4 protein-coding genes are annotated in these 23,867 nt (G+C 47.6%); all 4 read right to left on the bottom strand.

Going from position 1 to position 23,867, the window contains the following annotated elements:
- Window positions 1-28 precede the first annotated feature (28 nt).
- A complete protein-coding gene (locus tag KB186_RS00365) occupies window positions 29-736 on the bottom strand; it encodes a 4'-phosphopantetheinyl transferase family protein (RefSeq protein ID WP_173609241.1) in 708 nt (235 codons plus the stop codon).
- A complete protein-coding gene (locus KB186_RS00360; protein WP_232772843.1) occupies window positions 733-2,532 on the bottom strand; it encodes an ABC transporter ATP-binding protein in 1,800 nt (599 codons plus the stop codon). Before KB186_RS00360 ends, KB186_RS00365 begins: the two co-directional genes overlap by 4 nt.
- A gap of 2 nt (window positions 2,533-2,534) precedes the next feature.
- Complete coding sequence (locus tag KB186_RS00355) at window positions 2,535-4,316, bottom strand: ABC transporter ATP-binding protein (RefSeq protein ID WP_232772842.1); 1,782 nt, start codon at window positions 4,314-4,316, stop codon at window positions 2,535-2,537.
- Between the two features lie 83 nt (window positions 4,317-4,399).
- Window positions 4,400-23,863 carry a tyrocidine non-ribosomal peptide synthetase TycC gene (gene tycC, locus KB186_RS00350; protein ID WP_232772841.1) on the bottom strand — a complete coding sequence of 6,488 codons (19,464 nt, stop codon included), beginning with the start codon at window positions 23,861-23,863 and terminating at the stop codon, window positions 4,400-4,402.
- Window positions 23,864-23,867: the final 4 nt, after the last annotated feature.

The following is a 23,867-nucleotide window of genomic DNA, read 5'->3' as shown; positions in this document are numbered from 1 at the left end:
TCTTACCCCTCCCTTTCCTCATTGCGTATTATCTCGACATCTTTCTATGAAAAATAGCCTGATCCAAATCTTGTAAATCCCTCATCACTACTTGAGCAGCAAACTGATTGGCAGTCGCGCATGCTGATAATTTGTAACCTGGATCGATCTCATACTGATGAAATGCCCAAGCATCGCGGGAATCACTTTGCGATATCGTAATCGATTGGTCCAGGTTTTTTCTTATGGCGAATGATTGCAACGGGATGGATAGCCCCATGCCTCTCGCTTTTATATAGCTCTCCTTCAAGGTCCAAAGGTCGTAGAAATATGAAACCTGTTCATCTGGATGTTTTGCCAAGAGATCCTCTACTTCGGCTGTTGCAAAATAATGAGTGGCAATATCCAAATCAATCGGACATATTTGCTCCACATCAATCCCCACCTGCGCGTCATGCGTGGCGCAGACGACCCATTCCCCGGAATGCGAGACGTTAAAGCAGAAGTTGGGAAATGATTTCAAAAAAGGTTTTCCGTATGCATTGTAGTCATACTCGATTTCGTCATTGGAAATCTCGTAGACTTCACAAATGAGAGAACGTACCAGCACGTCCGCGAGCAACGCCCGATAGGAGTCAGCCGGATTTCTGAAACGATTGACCCGTTCCCGTTTTTCTTCGGGCAGTGCTTGTAAAAATCGGTTGAACGACTCTTTCTCCATGACAGCAGGACATTTCAAAGCGTAAATGGCAATCATGTAGCGCTCACCCTTCTTTCGGTCAATTCCAGGCTACTCATTTGATCTGCTCGATCCTTTCGCTGCTGCACTTCATACAAGTTGGCATAGATGCCGTTGTACTGCATTAATTCCACATGGCGCCCTTGCTCGATAACCTTTCCTTGATCCATCACGTAAATCACATCGGCAGCCTCTACAGTCGACAGGCGATGAGCGATGACAAGTACTGTTTTATCTTTCATGAGTGCAGTTAATGCTTGCTGCACCCAATATTCCGATTCTGCATCCAAAGCAGAGGTTGCTTCGTCCAGTAAAAGAATCGGTGCATTTTTCAAGATAGCTCTGGCAATGGCAATTCGCTGACGCTGGCCGCCGGATAGCTTGGCACCGCGTTCTCCTGTTTTTGTCTGGTAGCCATCTGGCAGTTCCATAATAAAATCATGCGCATGCGCGGCTTTGCTTGCCTGGATGACATCCTCTTCCGAAGCGTTCAAGCAGCCGTAACGGATATTGTCTTCAATGGTTCCTTCGAACAAAAAGGCATCCTGAGGCACGTATGAGATCAAGCTTCTGATTTCTGCCAGAGAATAGGCGCCCATGGGCTTGCCTAGTAAATAAAGAGAGCCGCTCGCAGGTGGGTAATACCCTAACAGAAGTTTCATGACGGTGCTTTTTCCACTTCCACTCGATCCGACTAGGCCAGCCATTTGGCCTTGCTCGACTCGCAACGAAACACCATCCAGCACATTTGTATCTTCGGTGTATCCGAAAACGACCTGCTCCAGCTTCAGCATGCTTTCGCAATGCTGGTGTTTGTCGGTGCTCTGCTGATACTCTTCTGGTTCGAGAGGTTCATTCAGAAAATCGACGACCCGAGAAGCGCCAGCTAGCGAGCTCTGCAACGCTGTAATGACTTGGCCAAGCTGGAGAAAGGCCAGTGTTACAAGCATCTGTTGTTGAACCAGAGCAACCAGCACACCCAACCCGATTATTTGTTTGGACACCATCATGATTCCAAAAACAAGCATTCCTCCGAAGCTTACGAATTGGATGAAGAAATTGGTCCCTTCCAATAATCCGTGTTTATGCCCTTGCTTGATGGCAGACGAAGCTACTTCTTCATTTGCTGCCGTGTAACGGGCGGTCACAACGTTATGTAAATGAAACATTTTGATGATGGGCAACCCAGACAAAAAATCGTTTAATCTTTCTGTCCCAATCCCCATCTGCTGCTGCATTCGGTCTCCAATGCGCCGTACAGACTTGGCAAACAGCGTATTCACATAAAGAGTCAATGCGCTTACGATCAACAAGACGACGGCAATTTTCCAATCCATTGCAAACATTCCTATGATCGAGCCAATCAGTGACAGCAGGATGATGCTCAATGTTTTCAATTGCTCTGCGTACGCGTTTTCCATGAGGACAACATCATTGCCCAGTCTCGACATCGTATCTCCCGAATGGTGCTGCTCATAGTAATCGAAAGGCAGCTTGCTCAAACGTTGATAGACATGAAGCCGAATGTTGGCAATGAGCTCACGGACGCATCGACGATAGATGTAGCTGAAAAATGGAGACAGGATACTTAGCAAGAGGAACATCACAGCCATGGTGGCAATCGCTCTGGTTAATAAAGCAGGGTCTTTTGTGTTCGCAAAATCCGTCAGATCCTTGAATACGAAAGGTAAAGATACCAATACAGCTGCTTGACCGATTCCGTCTCCTACGAGTCCTAATATATACGCTCGCTTTTTCGATTTCATAAACGACAGCAGTTGAAGTAGTTCCCGCATCAAACTCTTGATGAACATGCCTATACCCTCCCTGCTGCCAGTGAGCTGTGCGTCTCTGTGGCAAACTGTTTTTGATACAATCTGGTGTAAGCGCCGTCTTGGGCAAGCAAATCATAATGTGTACCCCGTTCAACAATTTGTCCTTGCTCCAAAACGAGCACTTCATCCGCGTCTTTTATCGTAGACAGTCGATGAGCAATGACGAGAACCGTCCGATTTTTCATTACATTTTCCAGTGCTTCCTGTACCAGAGCTTCCGATTCTGTATCTAAAGCAGACGTTGGTTCATCCAGCAGCAGAATCGGGGCGTCCTTCAAAATCGCTCGGGCAATCGCGATCCGCTGTTTCTGTCCTCCGGATAAACGAGAGCCTCGTTCTCCCACTTTTGTTTGATATCCTTGCGGCAGCTCCATGATAAAGTGATGCGCATTGGCTGCTTTTGCCGCTGCGATAATCTCGTCTTGTGTCGCATCAATTCGTCCATATGAGATATTTTCCGCAATAGACACGGGAAATAGCGTCGTATCCTGAGAAACCATGGAAAGATAGCTCCGCATGTCCGGCATATTCCACTCCGTCATGGAATGACCGAATACATTGAGTCTTCCGTTGCCCGGTTCCATTTGATAAAACCCGCACAGCAATTTCATGATGGTGCTCTTTCCACTTCCGCTTGCACCAACTAACGCAACGGTCTTATTTGGATGTAACGTAAAGCTAACATCATCAAGAATCCTTACCTGATCGTAGCCAAACGTAACGTTCTCAAACTGTACAGGAATCGCTTGTGGATCAACAGGAATCGCAGGCAGATCATTTTGTTCAACTGGCTGTGAAAAAATTTCTTGCAGCCGCTTTGCCGCACCTGAGGTCTCTTGTACTTGGGCAAACAAAACGGGCGCGAGTGAAAGAGGTTCGATAATGAAGTGAAGCAAATAGCTGAAAACGACCAAGCTGCCCAGATCCAATTCTCCCGCCTGAATCAAGTACCCACCATAAGCAACAAAAAACAGAATGGGGGAAGAAAACAATAAAATCCCTGGTGCTGTCATCCACGCACGTTTCTTCTCTGCCTGGAACGCATTTTTCAAAACCTGCTTCATACCCGCATGGTATTTACGATACAGGACACCTTCCAATTGAAAGGCTTTGACCATGTGAATCCCGGAAAGCGTATCCTGAGCGATTGCGTTCGTTTTACCCAGATGGTCCTGCATTTGCTCCGAATATTTTTGAAGCGGTCTGCTCATCCACCCTGTGATCGCGATAGCGACGGGGAGGATTGCAACGCTGAAGATGATTAACTTCCAATTGATCGTCAACAACAGTCCTAGAGCTCCGACAAAAACAACCGGCAAATAAAATAGCTGATAGAAATGCTTTTGCAAAAAGCTTTGCAAGATTTGGGCATCCGTTGTTAAGCGAGAAACGAGATCGCCAGAATGAAATTTATCCATTGTGGACATGGGGACTTTTTCAAGATGAGAAGCCATGCTGTTTTTCAAATCTCTCATGGCTCTTGCACTAAATCTAGCTGCCGAATACGTGATGAAATATTTTGAGAGAAAACCGACGATGGTCAGACAAAAAATGATAAGGGCAATACTGACCAGCTTGTCGAAGTTGTCCGTATGTTCAACCATGGTTTTGATCAGGATTCCCATCCAAATGTCTGCAACAGCCACAAGGAGCGAGGCAATGATACAAATCATGACCCAACCTCGATAAGGCTTTACATATGAGAGTATCCAGCCAAACACGGGCTCTTTCTTTCTGTGCTGAGCTTGCTTGGTAAAAATCATTTGCTGCTCCTCTCCAAGGATGTAATGGATGAACTCCCCTTGGAAAACGTGTTCCCAAGGGGAATCATCACAAAGCCTCGATCTTATTTCAGAATGAACAGCTCTTGCAGGATGTCTCGGAGGATGGAGGCATTCATTGTCACGTAATTTCCACCCAACATTCTGGAGTGGATACCGTACCCTTCGTACGTCATCAGTCGTTTCGTAGCCTGTGTCCAAGCGGCTTCATTCCATTTGACTGCGGCCAGATCTTCTTCGCCCGATTCCAGCTCTGATTGAATGAGATGGATCGCTGCGTTCGTTGCACCCGTATTGATCAGTTGATTGTGGTACATCACGTAGCTGACCGTTTTTCGAATGAAGCTTTGCTTGACGAATTCATTGGCAGCGTACAAATTGAAGTCTTCTTGCGTCATGTTGAACATCTCGATGTTCTCACCAATTTCGGCAAATAACTGGGCAATGTCACTCTCTGTTTCCGCCAGAGTCCTCTCCATCACCTTGTCTTTCCAGTACGAATCGAACAAGATGAGATCGGTCACGACATATCCTTGGTTCTCCAGTTCTTTTGCGACTTCAAATGCCAGATTGCCTCCAGAGGAATACCCCATGAGCGTATAGGGTCCTTTTGGATCAATCGCTACAATGGCTTCGATGTACTGCTCAAGTCGATTGTCTTCTTGGATGAAATCAAAGCTATACAAGGAGACGCCCTTGATTTCATCAGCAAGCTTTTGGTAATAGACACTTTGGGCTCCAATCGGCGTAAAGCAGAATACCTTTCTCGCCGTCTCTTCATTTAAGAGAATGGGACCACCGGAGTTGCCCTCGAAGTTCTTGTGCGTGATGAAATCGGCTACCTTCTCAATGGTTGGATGCTGGAAGATAAGGTTTAACGGAAGTTCAATCTGCATGTACTCATACACCTTTGCAACTAACAGTGTTGCTTTCAATGAGTGCCCACCCAGTTCAAAGAAATGGTCAGTGATGCCGATTGGTTCTATCCCCAAAACTTCCTGCCAAATGGCAGCCAATTGATGCTCAGTCGCACTTCTTGGGGCCACGAACTCACGTGAGGCCGCATCCGATGGCTTTGGCTTCGGCAACGCTTTGCGATCCACTTTTCCATTGGCTGAAAGCGGCAGTTGATCCAACTGGACAAAATAGCTTGGAACCATGTAAGCAGGCAGTTCCTTCGCCAGATAATTTCTCAGCTCGGAAATGGATACCTCTGCTGCTGGGACGAGATAAGCGCAAAGATACTGTCCGGCCGTTACGTCATCCTCTTGCACAACTACCACTGCCTGATCGATGCCATCGTAAGCAAGTATAGTGCTCTCGATCTCCCCGATCTCGATGCGGTACCCTCTCACCTTCACCTGTTCGTCAGCCCGGCCGATGTAATCGATCGTGCCATCCGTCCGCCATTTCACCAAGTCACCCGTTTTATACATGAGCTCGCCTGGCACAAACGGATTCGGAACGAACTTTTCTTGAGTGAGCTCTGGTTTATTCAAATAACCTCTTGCCAGTCCGGGTCCTCCGATGCATAGCTCTCCCACTACGCCAATCGGTTGCAAATGATGTTGCGTATCTACGATGTAAACCTGTACATTGGCTAGCGGTCGTCCAATCGTGATATCTTGCCCCGCTTCAATCGAACGAGAGATGGTGGTGACGACGCTGTTTTCGGTCGGACCGTATTCATTGTTGATCTCGATTGCTGGATGCTTTTCTTTCGTTTTTTGCACAAGCTGCGGAGGTAGTTTCTCGCCTCCCAGTGTCACGCAACGCAGAGGTGAGAAGTCGGCAGCAGTCGAGCAATCCAGAATTGCCTGGAACAGACTCGGTACACCGTAGTAATGTGTGACTTCCGTCGAGGCAATCAGCTTTTTCAGCGCTACCGGATCTTTCGCTTCTTCCTCTCTCGGCAAGACGCAAGTAGCACCTCCGAAAAGCGGAGCGAACAAGCTGGCTACAAACCCATCGAAGGCAAATGAGAATACCTGCAACGCCTTGTCTCCCGGTCCGAATCCATATTCATCTCTTCTCCACTGCAAGCAATTGACGATTCCTCGATGTGGAATCATAACGCCCTTCGGCTTACCGGTCGTACCCGATGTATAGATTACATAGGCGAGATCAGTTGGTTGATTGAGTGATGAGAGATTGGAGCCATCCATCTTGTTGTCATGCTCTGCGTTCAGATCAAGCCAGTCAAGACCGCTCGACACGCGAGACAATAGTTCTGATAAATGAGATTGGCAGAGAAGCAGTGCTGCGTTGCTGTCCGCAAGCAGGTACTGGATGCGTTCTTGCGGATAAGCCGGGTCGATTGGAACATACGCTCCGCCTGCCTTTAAGATACCGAGGATGCCAATGATCATCTCTGGTGAACGCTCCGCCATGACTGCTACAAGACGATCGGGTCCAACTCCCCTGGTGCGCAAAACTCTTGCCAGTCTGTTGGCCCGCTCATTGAGCTCGCTGTACGTCAGTGACTGACCGTTAAAGAGAATGGCTGCCTGATCTGGCGTCTTCGCGACTTGCTCTTCGAATAATTGATGCATCGTTTTGTCCGGTACGTAGCTAACACCTGTATCATTGAACTTCCCGAAAATTTGCTGCTTCTCTTCCGTCGAGAGCATATCGATTTCGCTCAAGCGGATATGCGGGTTTTGCACAACGATTTGGGCAATAGCCATGAAGTGGTTGCTTAACCGTTCAATTGTCTCTCTCGTAAACAAGCTTGTGCTGTACTCCACGCCAATGCGAATCTCTTCACGCTCTTCTGTGGCAATCAACGTCAAATCAAATTTGGAATGGTTGCCAGCCTGATCAGTCATGAAAGGAGCGAGTGTCAAGCCGAGCAAGTCGATAGCATCATCCGTGTTGTTTTGCACAGTAAACATCGTGTCGAAGAGCGGGTTTCTGCTTAAGTCTCGCGGAATGTCGAGTTTTTCCACCAGTTCCTCAAACGGATAATCCTGATGAACATAAGCGTCCAGTGCATTCTGCTTGACTTCCAGCAACAACTCGGTGAATGTTTTCCCAGCAAGCGGCTTGTTTCTCATCGCCAATGTGTTGACAAACATACCGACGATTGGTTCCAGATCAGCATGGGATCTGCCTGTAATCGGTGTGCCGACGATGATGTCCTCTTGCCCGGAATATTTGGAAAGCAGTACGTTGTACGTCGCGAGGAGCACCATATACAGTGTCGTTCCCGTTTCTCGGGCCAACTGGTTCAAGCCTTCCATGAGCTGTTTACCGGTTCCGATGCTATACTGATCTCCTGCGAAATTTTGAATGCTTGGTCGGGTGAAATCCGTTTGCAGATTCAGCACTGGAATTTCGTCTGCAAACACTTGAGCCCAGTACTGTTCTTGCTTGTTGAAGGCATCGGACTCAAAAAGCTCCCGTTGCCATACGGAGAAGTCCTTGTACTGGATTCGCAGCTCTGGCAAAACATCCCCTTGGTATAACTTCACTAAGTCAGACAGGAGAATGCCGGAGGATACACCGTCGGAAATGCTGTGATGCATGTCGGTAAAGAGCACATGACGATCTTCTCCAATATGCAGGAGACGGACGCGAAGCAACGGCGCTACCCCCAGATCGAATGGCTGAACAAGGGATGAAAGAACCTCTTGTGCCTGATCTTCTGTGATCGTTGTATACGAAAGTTCAAAAGATACTTCCTCGTGAATCTTCTGAACAGGTTCTCCATTTACAACGGCAAAAGACGTACGAAGACTTTCATGTCGCGCAATCAGCCGCTTGAACGCTGTCTCTAATCGTTCCGGTTCCAGCTTTCCTTCGATCAGCATAGTCGAAGGCATATTGTAGCTGATGCCGACTCCCTCGAACTGATGGAGGATATACATGCGCTTTTGAGCTGATGAAACAGGGTAATACTCTTGCGCAGGTGCTGGTTGGATCGAAATGACATATCCTCTTGCTGTCTCTTCGATGTGTGCAGCCAATTGCTGAATCGTCGGTTTTTCGAACAAAATACGAAGCGGAATATCGACTTGATATTCGTTATGCATGCTCGAAATCACACTCATCGCACGCAGGGAATGACCGCCAATTGCAAAGAAATCATCCAGAACCCCTACATGTTCCACATTCAGCACTTGCTCCCAGACGCGGGCCAATTGTGCCTCCAACTCCGTACGAGGTGCCACGTACTCTGTCGTTCTGAGTAGAGATACATCTGGCGCCGGTAAGGAACGTCTGTCGATCTTCCCGTTTGCGGTAAGCGGCAGCGCTTCAAGCGTTACGAAATACGATGGAATCATCGCTTGAGGCAATTCTTTTAGCAATTCCTTACGTACTTGTGCTGTATCGATCTCATGGTCTGCCACCATGTACGCGCATAGATACTTTTCTTGTCTGTGATCCTCTCTTGCGATGACAACTGCTTCAAGGATTCCGTCCAGCTTGCGTAGCTGGGTCTCGATTTCGCCCAGCTCGATACGGACACCCCTGATTTTCACTTGATGATCGTTACGACCCAGGAATTCTACATTGCCATCCGTGCGCCATTTTGCCAGATCACCCGTACGGTACAAGAGTTCACCTGGTGCAAAAGGATTTGGTACGAACTTCTCCTGTGTCAGCTCAGGTCTGTTCAAATAACCGCGAGCGACCCCAGCTCCACCGATGCACAACTCCCCCACGACTCCAACAGGTTGAAGATTCAATTGTTGATCCATCACATACATCTGCATATTCGGCAGCGGTTTTCCGATCGGTACCGTTCCCGAGCGAATGGATGAGACATCTGTTTCTTCGTAATAGCTGGAATCGATGCACGCCTCTGTTACGCCATAACTGTTAACAATGCGCATTGTCTGGCTGAATCTGGCGAGCAAGGTCTTGAAGTCTTCTGCCGGACAACTGTCTGCTCCGAGGATCAGGAGCTTCATCTGACTGATGTCGAGCTTGTTTTCGTAAATGTAATGCATCAACGGCATGATCAAAGCTGGTGTGGCTTCGAAAATCGTTATTTCATACCGCTTGATGATTTCGTACAAGGAAGCAGGGTCCATTTTGACCTCATTCGGGCAAATGACCAGTTGCCCTCCTGTGAGCAATGCTCTGGCAAAATCGCCAGTCGATACGTCGAAGGCGAAGCTCGCCATTTGCAGCAAGCGAACCGGGAAGGTATCCAAGTGATACTCATCCTGCCATGCAAACGCGACATTCGCATAGCTCCGGTGCTCGATCACGACCCCTTTTGGCTTGCCAGTCGTACCGGACGTATAAATGATGTAAGCAGCGTGTTCCGGCAGTGCAACAGGTTCCAGATTGCTCGCTTCTCCCTGATACAACCCCTCTGCATCCAGATAGAGCGTTTCGTAAGGGAATGCAAGCTGCGTATTCATCTTTTGCAAGGTAAGGAACAACTTCGCATCGCTATCTTCCAAAATGAATGTTTGGCGCTCCAACGGATAGTCTGGATCAATCGGAACGTAGGCGCCGCCGGCTTTCAAAATACCGAGCGTCCCTACTACCATGTGCAAGGAGCGGTCTACCATGATGCCGACATTGCTCTCTGGCTTGACTCCCATTTTGCGCAAAACACGTGCGAGTTGGTTGGCTTTTTCATTTAATTCCCGATACGTAAGCTGTTCGTCCTCGAAGATGACAGCTACTTCGTTCGGTGTTTTTTCTACCTGCTCTTCGAATAGCTCCTGGAACGTTTTATTCGTTGGATAAGCGGCTTTTGTTGCATTGAAATCATGCAGCATTTGCTCTATCTCTTCTTTTGACAAAACATTGATCTCTGCCAGCTTGCAATCTGGATTGGCAATGATCGTCTGTAGAAGATGGACGTAATGTGCTGCCATGCGGTCGATCGATTCTTTTGCAAACAACTTCGTGCAATAGCTGAATTGCACGAGAAGCTCATCCTGTTGTTCCATCGCGTCCAGAGCGATATCGAATTTCGCGATCTTGCCATCTACCGGGTAAGCGGACATGTTGAGTCCGGCAATTTCTAATGCAGACGAGTCCGCAAGCCCCAGACTGAACATCGTATCGAACAGTGGATTTCGGCTTAAATCGCGCCGTACTTGCAACTTATCTACGAGATGTTCAAACGGATAATCCTGATGTTCAAACGCTTGCAGTGCATTCTGTTTCACGTCACCCAAAAACTCGCGGAAGGTCAGGTTGCCTGCTGCCACATTTTTCAAGGCAAGCGTGTTGACGAACATGCCGACGACTCGTTCCACATCTGCGTGGGATCGACCTGCAATCGGTGTACCGACAACGATTTCTTCCTGTCCTGCGTATTTGGACAGCAGTACATTGTAGGCTGCCAAAAGCACCATGAACAGTGTGGAGCCCGTATTTGCAGCGAGTTGTCGCAACTCCGCAAGTAATTGATTTCCTGTACCGATCGCTACTGTGTCGCCTTCGAAGCTTTGAACAGTAGGTCTTGGGAAATCATTTGGCAGGTTGAGTAACGGGATCTCCCCTGCAAAGACATCCGTCCAATAGTCCTGCTGTTTTTGGAAACGCTCAGACTGGGACAGTTTCGTCTGCCAAGCAGCAAAATCTTTATACTGGATGCGCATGTCAGGGAGCTGCTTTTCTTCGTATAAGCTCGCAAACTCCTTGGCGATGACTGCAAGCGATACACCATCAGAGATAATGTGATGCATATCCATGAAGAACAAGTGTCGTTCTTCTCCCAGTTTCAACAAGTGAACCCGGAACAGCGGAGCCAACTCGAGATTAAATGGCTGAACCAACTCTTGAATGCGTTGCTCTACTTGGTCTTCTGTCGCCTCGGAAATACCGATGTGCAGCGTGACATCCTCATGGATTCGTTGAACTGGTTCCCCGTTTTTCGAATGGAAGGATGTTCGCAAGGATTCATGTCGTTTTACCAGTGTTTGGATCGCATGTTCAAAGCGCTCGTAATCCAGTTGGCCATCTATGATCAGCACATTTGGCACGTTGTAGCTGATCCCGCTTCCTTCAAACTCATGCAGGATGTACATTCTTTTTTGTGCGAACGAGACTGGGTAAAACTCTGCTTGCTCTACTAGTTGAATGGTCTCGAACTGTTCAATCTCACTCGCAGTGATATAGGCAGCCAGCTCATGGATCGTAGCAGATTCAAACAGTGCTTTTAACGGAAGCTCTACCTGGAATGCTTTATGCACCTGCGTGATTACATTCATAGCCTTGAGAGAATGTCCACCCAGTTCAAAGAAGTTGTCATGAATGCCTATCGGATGAATCCCCAGAACCTCTTGCCAAATTTCTGCCAGCTTCTGCTCCGTTGTATTTTGTGGGGCGACATATGTGGCGCCTTGTACCCGATCTCCAGATGGTTCAGGCAAAGCTCTGCGATTGACCTTCCCATTTGCAGTCAAAGGCAGTTTATCCATTTGAACATAGAAGGCTGGAACCATGTAGCTAGGCAATTCTTTGGAAATAGCCTCTCTCACCTCTGCTACGTCGAGCTCCTCTTCTGGAACAAAGTAAGCGCAGAGAGCTTTTTGGCCGTTCGTATCATCCATCACGGTAACGACAGCTTCTTTTACCTTTTCCAGATTAGTCAAGACGCTCTCGATTTCCCCAAGCTCGATCCGATAGCCCCTGATCTTTACCTGTTGGTCGATACGTCCCAAATACTCAATCGTTCCATCCGCCTTCCATCTCGCCAAATCCCCTGTGCGGTACATATTTTCACCAGAAACAAACGGATTCGGAACAAACTTCTCGGCGGTCATTTCCGGTTTGTTCAAATAGCCTCTCGCAACTCCATCACCACCGACGCACAATTCACCGGGCACCCCAATTGGCTGCGGCTGGTTGTAGCGATCCACGATATAAGCTGTGGAGTTCGAGATTGGCTTCCCAATCGGAATATTGTCTTCGAATTCCTTCTCAATCAAATAGCATGTCGAGAAAGTTGTGTTTTCGGTCGGGCCGTATCCGTTCCAAATTTCCAGAGCTGGATGGGCGCTGTTAACTTTGTTGATGTGTCTCGGAGACAGTGCTTCGCCACCGACGATTAACGCACGCAAACCTTCAAACATCGCCGGGTTGTCTTGCGAAAGCTGGTTAAACAGTGGTGAAGTTAACCACATCGTGGTAATCCGATTCTCTCGCAGGAAGCTGCCTAACTTCTCCGCATCCAAAAGGACATCCTTGCTCACAAGGAACAAGCTAGCACCATGCAACAGAGCCCCGAAAATCTCGAACGTCATGGCGTCAAAGCCAATGGCGCCCGTTTGAATCATGCGATCTTCTTCACGTACCTGAACGTAATTCGTATGTTTCACCAATCGGGTGACATTGCGATGCTCGACCATGACTCCTTTTGGCTTGCCTGTTGAACCAGACGTGTACATCACATAGGCCAAGTCCTTGGCGTCATTGAGGTTAGTCGGATTGCTGGCATCTTCTTGCTCCAGGCTCTCGTCTTCCAAAATGATTGGAATGAGACCTTCTTCCACGAGATGCAAGAGATGTCTTTGAACAAGGACAACCTTCACGCCGCCATCTTCGAGCATGTAAGTAATGCGCTCGGATGGATGCTCTGGATCAATCCCCAGATAGGCGCCTCCCGCTTTGATGATCCCCATAATGCCTGTGATCATCTCGAGAGAACGATCTGCGATCAATCCGACAACGGAATCCTTCCCGATTTCCTCACGGCGAAGAGCACTTGCGATCTGATTGGCTTTCTGGTTCAGCTCCTGATACGTCAACATCTGTCCGTCAAAAATGACAGCGGCTTGCTCAGGCGTTCTCAGAACCTGCTCCTCGAATAGCTCTTGAATGGTGCTCTCGCGTGGATAATCGACTATCGTGTTGTTAAATGCGACCGTCACAAGCTGTTTTTCTTCTTCGGTCAACAAGCTGAGCTCGTGCAAGGCAGCGGTTTGATCTGCAATAACTCCTCGCAGCACCTGTAGAAAATGACCTGCCATTCTTTCTATCGTGTCTCTTTGGAACAATTTCGTTGAGTATACGAGACCAAAATGAATTCCTGTCTCATCTTCATGTGCTTCCAGCGTGAGATCGAATTTGGCGTTGCCTTGCTGCCCATCTCCGGAGTAGGCTTCAAATTTCAGTCCATCCACCTCAAAGGCTTTTTTGTCCAGGTTTTGCAAAATAAACATGGTGTCAAACAGTGGGTTTCTGCTGAGATCCCGCTGGATTTCCAGTTTTTCGACCAGTGCTTCAAACGGATAATCCTGATGGGCGTATGCTTGCAGTGTATTCTGTTTAACATCTTCCAAAAATGCCTGGAACGATTTTTTGCCGTCAGGGTAGTTTCGCAAAGCCAATGTATTGACAAACATCCCCAAGACTTTTTCTACATCCGCATGCGATCTACCAGCAATCGGCGTTCCCACTACGATGTCTTCTTGACCGCTGTATTTGGAAAGGAGCACATTGTAAGCCGCCAGCAAGACCATAAACAGCGTAGTTTGGTTCTCATGGGCGAGCTTGTATAAATCGTCCATCAACGTTTTGTCAGCCTGGAACGTAATGCAATCTCCCTCAAAGCTTTGAACAAGCGGGCGAGAATAATCGGCGGGCAGATTCAGTACCGGAATGTCTCCCGCGAAGGACTGCAACCAGTAGTTCTCGTGCTTTGTATAGATGTCGGTTTGGAACAGATCCTTCTGCCAGACAGCAAAGTCTTTGTATTGAACAGCCATATCTGTTAATAATTGGTTTCTATACAACTTCGAGAATTCCTCCATGATGATCCCGACAGAGACACCATCCGAAATGATGTGATGCATATCCATCAGGAAGAGATGTCTCTTCTCTCCCAATCTGAAGAGTCCAACCCTCAACAACGGAGCCTTTTCCAAATCAAATGGTTGCACAAATGTTTCGATGGTTTGCTCGACTTGATCTTCCGTCAAATCCTCATAGCGCACATCCAGTTCGACTGCCTCATGTACACGCTGAACAGGCTCACCATTCACTGTGTGGAAGGATGTCCGCAACGATTCGTGTCGCTTGACCAGCCCGTGTATCGCGGTTTCAAAGCGTGCGTAGTCCAGATCGCCTTCAATAAACATTACGCTTGGCATGTTATAAACTGTGCCGGTACCTTCAAACTGGCGCAGGACATACATCCTCTTTTGTGCTGAAGAAACGGGATAATATTCTTGCTGCGGTACAGGATGAATCGGTATATGCGTGTCTTTTCCACTTGTCTCGATATACTGTGCCAATGCCTGAATGGTAGGTGTCGCAAAGAGCACGCTGAGTGGAAGCTCTACTTGATATTCTTTATGGATCTGTGCGGAGAGCGACATGGCTTTCAAGGAATGCCCGCCTAACTGGAAGAAGTTGTCGAGAACACCGATGTCGGTTATCCCGAGCACATGTTCCCAAATCTCTACCAGCCTGCTTTCCACAGGACTTGCTGGCGCCACATATTCTGCCCCCGTTACAGGCCTGCCTTCTGGTTTCGGCAAGGCTTTCCTGTCGATCTTTCCATTCGGCGTAAGCGGGAGATGATCGAGCTGGATCAAGTACGCAGGAATCATGTAAGACGGCAAGCTTTTCGACAGATACGTCCACAGATTCGAGACTTCAAGCCTTTCTTCCGCCGTGTAATAAGCAGCAAGCGACGATTGGCCCTGTTGGTCCTCATGGACAATCACGACAGCCGAAGTCAGCTTTTTAAAGGAGAGCATAACCGACTCAATCTCGCCGATTTCAATCCGATATCCTCTTACTTTTACCTGTTCATCCAAGCGACCGATAAATTCAATCGTTCCGTCAGGGAGCCACTTTCCTAGATCGCCCGTCTTGTACATGCGCTCGCCTTCCAAATACGGATGAGAAACAAATTTCTCTGCTGTGAGTTCCGGCTTGTTCCAATATCCACGTGCCAAACCGTGGCCACCGATGCAAATTTCCCCGACGACGCCGATTGGCTGTAGCTGATGGAATTTGTCCACAATATAGATGCTGGTGTTGGCAATGGGACGTCCGATTGTTATCACAGAATCCAGTTGCGAAATTCGTTGATAGGTGGCGACGACACTGCTTTCTGTCGGACCGTATTCATTGACGATGACCAATTGCGGATTCTGCTGATTGCTCTTCTCAACGAGCTGAGCGGTTACTTTTTCGCCCCCTAGTGTGACGTTTTGCAGGGAACTGATATCTGCAGCAGAACCGCATTCCAATATCGCTTGGAATAAACTTGGCACGCATGTCATTTGAGTGCATCTCGCAGCTGCAATGAGCTTTCTGAGAGATACAGGATCTTTCGCTTCTTCGTCCTTCGCCAGGATGACAGCTGAACCGGAAAGGATCGGCGTAAAGAAGGAAAGAACAAAGGCATCAAATGCAAAGGATAGGGACACCAGTTTTCGATCATGAACACTAAACTGATACTCCTCTTTTTTCCACAGCACGTTGTTGACAATGCCTCTATGCTCGACCATGACTCCTTTTGGTTTACCTGTTGTCCCCGATGTGTAAATGACATAAGCCAAATCGGAAGCGGTTTGAATCGGTTCGAGATTCGAACGGTTGGGAGAATAGTTGTTCTCCTCCTCCAGATACAGGCATTCCACGCTCACGCTAGAAGCCAGTTTAGCTCCAAGATGCTTTTGGGTAAGTAACAGACGGGCTTCGCAATCCTCCAGCATGTAGGCCACACGGTCTTCCGGGTATTCGGGATCGATAGGCACGTAGGCTCCACCTGCTTTCAAAATGGCCATGATTCCCACAACCATTTCCAAAGAACGATTCGCCATGATTCCTACGAATTGGTTAGCCTTTACTCCCCGTTCACGCAAGGTAACGGCAAGCTGGTTTGCTCGCTCATTCAATTCGTGATAGGACATCTGCTTATCACCGATTACAATCGCTGTAACCTGTGGTGTTTTTTCCACTTGCTCCTCAAACAGCTCATGGAGTGTCTTGTTCTGCGGATATTCCGTATGCGTTTGGTTGAATTCTACTAATAAGCGATGCTTTTCTTCAGCGGAAAGCATACTGATTTCGGACAATGTAACGGCTTCTTGCTCAATAACGGCATGAAGGATTCGGATGAAATGTGCCGCTATTTTTTCAATGGTCTCTCTTGTAAACAATTTGGTGCAGTAATCAAGGCTAAAGATGATTTCTTCATCTTCTTCGTACGCCTCTAATGACAGATCAAACTTGGCCTGATTTACTTCTGCCATATAGGGTGTAAACGTCAGTTGCTCCATTTCGAATGGCTTCTGATCCATATTTTGCAAGATAAATACGGTGTCAAACAAAGGATTGCGGCTCAGATCCCGTTGAATGTCCAACTTATCGATCAGCTCATCCAGTGGATAATCCTGATTCTCAAAAGCTTTCAGCGTATTGTTTTTCACTTCTGCCAAAAAGCTAAGGAAGGTCTTCGTCCCCACAGGCTCGTTTCGCAACGCCAGTGTATTGACAAACATACCGATGATCGAATCCGTTTCAGCATGGGACCTGCCAGCAGTAGGCGCGCCAACAATAATGTCCTCTTGTCCAGAGTATTTGGCCAGAAGTACATTGTAGGCCGCCAGCAAAACCATGTAGAGCGTAGCTCCTGTACCATGGGCAAGTCGATTCAGTTCTTTTTTCAAAAGGGCACCGGAGCCGAAAATAAATCGCTCACCCTCGAAGCTTTTCACAGAAGGTCTCGGATAATCCGTTGCAAGATTCAATACAGGAATTTCTCCCGTAAAGGTATCGATCCAATAGGCTTCCTGTGCAGCAAACTCTTCCGTCTCGTACCATTGATTCTGCCAATGGGCAAAGTCTTTGTACTGAATGCTCAGTTCAGGCAGCTCTTCCCCGTGATAAAGCTGAGCAAGCTCTTGAACCAGAATGCCAATCGATACACCATCCACCACAATATGGTGAAAATCCAGCATAAAAAGATGGCGTTCCAGAGGCAGTTTGACCAGTCCAGCGCGTATCAGTGGAGCTTTTTCCAAGTCGAACGGTTGAATAAATTGCTCGACGATTTGTTTCAGCTCTCCCTCTGTTGACTCCATCGACGAGATTTCCAGTTCAACATCTTCATGTACGCGCTGAACAGTCTCTCCTTTCACGGTGTGGAACGAGGTACGCAGAGATTCATGGCGTCTCACCAGACTCTTGAGCGCTTGCTGCAAACGCTCTGTATCCAGCTTGCCATCGATGTACAGGATGCCCGGCATGTTGTAGCTGATACCTGCACCTTCCATTTGTCGGAGAATAAACATTCTCTTTTGTGCAGAAGACACGGAGTAATACTCCTGCTTTTGGACAGGTTCAATCTTCGTATACTTGCCTTTTCCAGCAGTAGCGATGTATGCCGACAAGCCAGCGATGGTAGGCGATTCAAACAGTGTTTTCAACGGCACATCTACATGAAGGGTGCGATGGATCAAAGAGATGACGTTCATCGCCTTCAAGGAGTGTCCGCCCAACTCGAAGAAATGATCGTGTACCCCGATTGGGTTCACGCCAAGTACACTTTGCCAAATGTCTGCGAGCGTAGCTTCCACTTCATTGCGCGGAGCTACATACACGATTTCAGATGTGGATGCTCCCTCTGGCTGAGGCAATGCTTTGCGATCCACCTTGCCATTTGCTGTGAGCGGTAGCTTCTCCAAATAAACAAAATAAGAAGGAACCATATAAGCTGGCAAATGGGACGCCATATAAGCTCTCAGGTCGGCTGTCTTGATTTCCCTATCGGAAACGATATAAGCGTACAAGTTGTTTTGCCCTTTTTCATCTGGACGGGCAAGGACAATAGCCGTTTTGATCCATTCATGCTGCATAAGCCTTGCTTCGATCTCACCCAATTCGATCCGGTGTCCTCTGATTTTGACCTGATGGTCGATGCGTCCGAGATATTCCACGTTGCCGCAGGCTAGATACCTTACCATGTCTCCCGTACGGTACATCCTGCTACCCGGTTCAAACGGATTGTCAATGAAGCTGGCTGCTGTCAGTTCTTCACGATTCCAGTAGCCGCGGGCCAAACCATCGCCAGCAATGCACAGTTCTCCTGCAACCCCTATTGGCTGGAGCTGGTTGCTCGCATTTACGACATACAAACGGACGTTATCAATCGGTTTGCCAATGGGAATCACGCCATACTCCGGCAAACGAGGGCAAATCCAGTATGTCGCATCAATCGTGGATTCTGTAGGACCATAGAGGTTAATCAACTGTGCCGTTTGCGTCTGGTAAAAGCGCGAAACTAGCGCAGGTGCCAATGCTTCTCCACCACAAAAAACGCGTTGCAAGCTCGTGCAATTGCTCCATCCTGGTTCGGTCATGATCAGGTCCAGCAAGGAAGGAACCATCTGTAATGTCGTGATCTTCTCTTCTCTGATCATGCGAGTCATGTACGCGATGTCGCGATGTCCGTCTGGCATTGCCAGTACCAGGCGTCCCCCTGTGATCAGTGGCAAATAAAATTCCCATACGGAAGCATCGAAGGAAAATGGCGTTTTTTGCAAGACAGCATCTTCTGTAGTCAGCGGGAAGGCATTCCTCATCCAAAGCATGTGATTGCAAATCGCTTGATGCGTGATCATAACCCCTTTGGGATTTCCGGTCGATCCAGAAGTATAAATGACATAAGCCAAGTCATCCCCACCAGCGACATTGTCAAGATTGGTGTCGTCCCCTGCATAAATCGCTTCATCGTCAACATCAATGATTTCTCCTGTATACTCTACTGTCTCTTTCAAATGACGCTGTGTCAGAAGAATAGGAGCCTTGCTGTCGCTGAGCATGTATTGGATTCTTTCTGGCGGGTAGGTAGGATCAATTGGCGTATACGCACCACCTGCTTTTAACACGGCCAACATGCTCACGACCATCCCGATAGAACGGTCTACCATAATGCCGATCAACGTATCTGGTTGCGTTCCTTTGCTCCGCAGCAAACGAGCTACTTGATTGGCCCGGGCGTTCAACTGGCGATAGGTCAATGTGTATCCGTCATAGGCTACCGCTACTTGATCTGGCGTAAGCACTACCTGCTCTTCAAACATTTGATGCAATACCTGATCAGCGGAACGTTCGACAAAAGTGTCATTGACGTTCAGGATCAGAGCACGTTTTTCTGCTTCTGTCATCATGTCGATTTCTGCTAGCTTGGCATTCGGCTGTGCAGGAATGGTACGCAGGATTTCCAGATAATGATGGGCCATTCTTTGGATCGTTTCTTTTTTGAACAGCTTTGTTCCAAATGCAAATTGGAATTGAATGTCAGATTGCGATTCACTCGCATTCAAAGCAAGATCGAACTTTGAAATTTTGTTAAACAACTCATAAGGAGCTGCTGTAAGCTGCTCGATTTCCAGCGACTGCTGATTCGCATTTTCCAAAGAAAACATAGTATCAAACAAAGGATTTCGGCTGATGTCACGTTGAATCGCCAGCTTTTCCACCAGCTCTTCAAATGGATAATCCTGATTGTCATAAGCCGCCAGCGCATTTTGTTTCACTTCTTGCAAGAATTCGGTAAAGGTTTTGTCACTCGCAGGATGATTTCTCATCGCCAACGTATTCACAAAGATTCCCATGATGTTTTCCACGTCGGCATGAGAACGACCAGCGACAGGCGTCCCCACAATGATGTCCTCTTGGCCCGAATACTTGGACAGGAGGACATGGTAAGCTGCGAGCAAGACCATATACAGGGTTGTTCCCGTATCTGCTGCTATCTTGCGCAAACTCTCCGTCAATTCTTTTCCTGCGTCAAAAAGGACAAGATCCCCATCAAAGCTCTGAATGGTTGGTCGCGGATAATCCGTCGGCAGATTGAGCAAAGGAATTTCATCAGCAAACGTATTTAACCAGTGGAGCTCCTGCTTCTTGTACACATCCGTCTGGAAAAGCTCATTTTGCCAAGCCGCGAAATCCTTGTATTGGAGAGAAAGAGGCTCCAAGGCTTCCCCTTGGTATAACTTGGCAAATTCGCTCAGTAAAATTTGGGACGAAACACCGTCCGAGATGATATGGTGCATATCGAGTAGGAACAAATGACGATCTTTGCCCAGCTTAACCAAGCCTGTTCGAATCAACGGAGCGATTCCGAGATCAAAAGGACGGACGAAATCGCGCATGATCTGCTCCGCCTTGTCTTCCGTAGACTTCAGCATCAGGATGGGTACTTCTACCTCATCATGCACTTTCTGTACAGGCTCACCATCGATACGGTGGAAGGAGGTGCGCAAGGCTTCGTGGCGCTCCGCCAGTCGTTGGACCGTGCTAGCAAAACGATTGTAATCCAGCTTTCCTTCCAGCAGCATTGCGCCCGAAATGTTATAGCTGATGCCACTTCCTTCAAATTGCTGAAGGATGTACATTCTCTTTTGAGCAGAAGATACGGGATAAAATTCTTTTTCCTCAACCGGTTGAATGGCTGTGTACGCGCTTTTCCCCGATTTCGCGATAAAAGCAGCGAGCTGGGATACGGTCGGATTCTCAAACAGTGCCTTTACTGGCAAATCCACTTCCAACGCTTTCGATACTTGAAAGATGACTGTCATAGCCTTCAGTGAATGTCCGCCCAAATCAAAGAAATGATCGTGAACACCTACACGACTAACCCCCAGGGCCTGCTGCCAAATCTCAGCCAATTTGGTTTCCATTTCATTCTGCGGAGCGACGTACGCCGTTCCCGTTACAACTGCACCGTCAGGCTTCGGCAATTTCTTCCGCTCAACTTTTCCATTGGCTGTCAGCGGAATTTCTTCCAGACGAACAAAGAAGGACGGGATCATGTAGGAAGGAAGCGTACTTCCCAAATGCTCTCGTAGTTCTGATACGGTCAACTCCTGCTCGGAAACAATGTAGGCATAGAGCACATTTTGACCACTGTCATCCTTTTCCGCGATAACAACGGCTTCCTTGATCCATTCATGCTGCGTTAAACGCGTCTCAATCTCACCCATCTCAATCCGATGTCCACGAATCTTCACTTGATGGTCGATTCTTCCCAAGTATTCCATATTGCCGTCGGGCAGCCATTTCGCCAGATCGCCTGTTCGATACATTTTGGTCCCCGGACGGAACGGATTATCGATGAACTTTTCCTGGGTCAGGTCTGGTCTGTTGAAATATCCTTTGGCTACGCCATCCCCAGCTATATACATTTCACCGATGGAGCCAACGGGTATCGGCTGCATAGCGGAATCGAGCAAATAAAGCTGGACGTTGTCAGCAGGAACTCCGATTGGTACCGATTCTTGGATCGGCTTCTCTGGGTCATACAAATAAATCATGCAGCCTACAACCGTTTCGGTAGGTCCATACTCATTGAAAATCTTGACATTCTGTCCAAAGTTCTCATAGATTCTCTTCGCCAATTGGGTTGGCAAGTTCTCACCACCGACAATAAACCGTCGGATGCTGCTGTTTGTTCCATCTATTTCTTCTATCAGCTTCAAATGTGTTGGCGTCAGCTTGATGATTCCCACTTGATTATCTTGGATGATGTCTAAAATGACCTGTACCTTATCTGCCCCTCTGTATACATAGATCGTATTGCCTGACAAAAGTGGCGTGAAAATCGAGGTGACAGTCAAATCAAACGAAATGGAAGAGTATAACGGAAAGTCGACAGCTTCCCCTTGAACATACTCCTTGTTCGCCCACCAAATGTAATTGACGAGACCTCGGTGGGTAATCATCGCGCCTTTTGGATTCCCCGTTGACCCGGAAGTATAGATCATGTACGCCAAATCGTCCGGTGTGCATGAATTGTCAAGATCCGTACTGTCACCTTCAAACAAAGAAGGATTGTCTAGGTAGAGGATGTCGCCTTCAAACTCGACTTTTTCTTGAAGATGAGACTGCGTCAATAGAATCGTCGTCTGACTGTCATCTAGTAAATACTGAATTCTCTCTATCGGATACTCGGGATCAATCGGCAAATAGGCGCCGCCTGATTTTAGAACTGCCATAATCGCCACAATCAGCTCGAGTGAATGCTCCGCCATAATGGAGACGATACTGCCCTGAGAAATTCCTTTCCCACGCAGAGCTCTGGCCAACTGGTTGGAACGCTCCTGAAGCTCCTGGTAAGTAAGGCGATCTTCCCCGCAAACAACCGCTACTTTCGAAGGTGTCTGTCTTGCCTGCTCCGCGATCAGCTCGAAAATCATTTTGTCGCGTGGATAATCAGCGGTTGTGTCGTTATAAGCGACCAGCAATTGCTGTTTTTCCTCATCCGTAATGATGCCGATATCTTCAAGCAGTACATTCGAATTGTGAATGACCTGATCAATGATCGTTTTCAAGTGACCTTCTACTCGGTTCATAAATGACTCTTCATAAACCGATGCATTGTAGCTCAACTTTACATACATCTCATTCGAAGGCGCGACTGCTACCACAACGTTAAAATCATAGGAAGTCTGTTCTTCCCCATTTTCCACGTTGAATTGAAAGCCTAAGGAATCCTCCCGATCACTCGAAGCATGATCCGGGTAGTTTTCATACGTCACCAAATGATCAATTAACTCTTGTTTCAGTACCGTCTTGCTCTGAATTTCGTACAGCGGAGCGAAATCATAAGAAGCAGAAGCCAAGGCTTGCTTCTGAACTGTTTTTAGCAGCCCACTGAAGGTTTGTTTTCTACTCGTTTGCACGCGGGTTGGGATCGTGTTAATGAACAATCCGACCATGCTCTCAATCCCTTGAATCCCTGGCGGACGACCTGACACAACAGAACCGAAAACCACATCGTCCGAGTTTTTATACTTGCTCGCCAAAATCCCCCAAAGAGATTGAAATACACTGCTCAACGTAGCCTGATTCTGACTGGCAATCTGCATCAACTGCTGAGTCTTCTCAGGTGCGATGGTGAAAAGATTCTCCACATGGACATAACTGCCATCTTCCGCTACATTCTTCTTTTTAGGGAAGTCAGCCTGATGGTCATAGCCTTCCAGGTAGTTCTGCCAGTAAGTAAGTGCTTCTTCTTTATTTTGCTTATCCAGCCATTTGATATATTCGCTGTATGGTTTGGTTGCTTCTCGCGGAATAGTCTCACCCTTACGAATGGCGGCATAGTACGCGAGCAGCTTATGAAGCAAGACCCCCAAAGACCAACCGTCGACGATGATATGGTGGAATGCCCAAACGAACTGGTACTGGTTCTCCCCCGTTTGGAAAATGGCTGCTTTCATCAAGACGTCTTTCGTCAGCTCAAACGTATGATGCTGGTTGGTATACGCTTTTATGTATTCGTTCTGATCATCTATTGGCAAATGAGCAATGTTTTCGAAATGAATGGTAACTTTTCTCTCTTTAAAAACAACCTGTCGAGGTCTCTGCAGGTTTTGATAAACGAACACCGTGCGCAAAACTTCATAGTTCTCTACGAGCTTGTTCATGCTCTCTTCAAAAATGGGCAGGTGAAAATCACCTTGGAGTTTTGCGGACATTTGGAGGCAGTAGGCGCTGCTGTTTGTGTCACTGACAGCATGAAACAACATACCCTCTTGCAATGGGGTTAACGGGTAAATTTTTGCGATATTTTCCTGCTTATTCATTCTG

The organism is Brevibacillus sp. AF8, assembly GCF_021270385.1.
GTDB lineage: Bacteria > Bacillota > Bacilli > Brevibacillales > Brevibacillaceae > Brevibacillus.
The sequence above is the reverse complement of the archived record's forward strand: the minus strand, read 5'-3'. Positions and strand labels throughout refer to the sequence as shown.

What these genes read in the sequence shown, in the direction of transcription:
- KB186_RS00365 (WP_173609241.1), bottom strand. Translation starts at nt 736, where the DNA reads ATGATTGCCATTTACGCTTTGAAATGTCCTGCTGTCATGGAGAAAGAG.
- KB186_RS00360 (WP_232772843.1), bottom strand. Translation starts at nt 2,532, where the DNA reads ATGTTCATCAAGAGTTTGATGCGGGAACTACTTCAACTGCTGTCGTTT.
- KB186_RS00355 (WP_232772842.1), bottom strand. Translation starts at nt 4,316, where the DNA reads ATGATTTTTACCAAGCAAGCTCAGCACAGAAAGAAAGAGCCCGTGTTT.
- tycC (WP_232772841.1), bottom strand. Translation starts at nt 23,863, where the DNA reads ATGAATAAGCAGGAAAATATCGCAAAAATTTACCCGTTAACCCCATTG.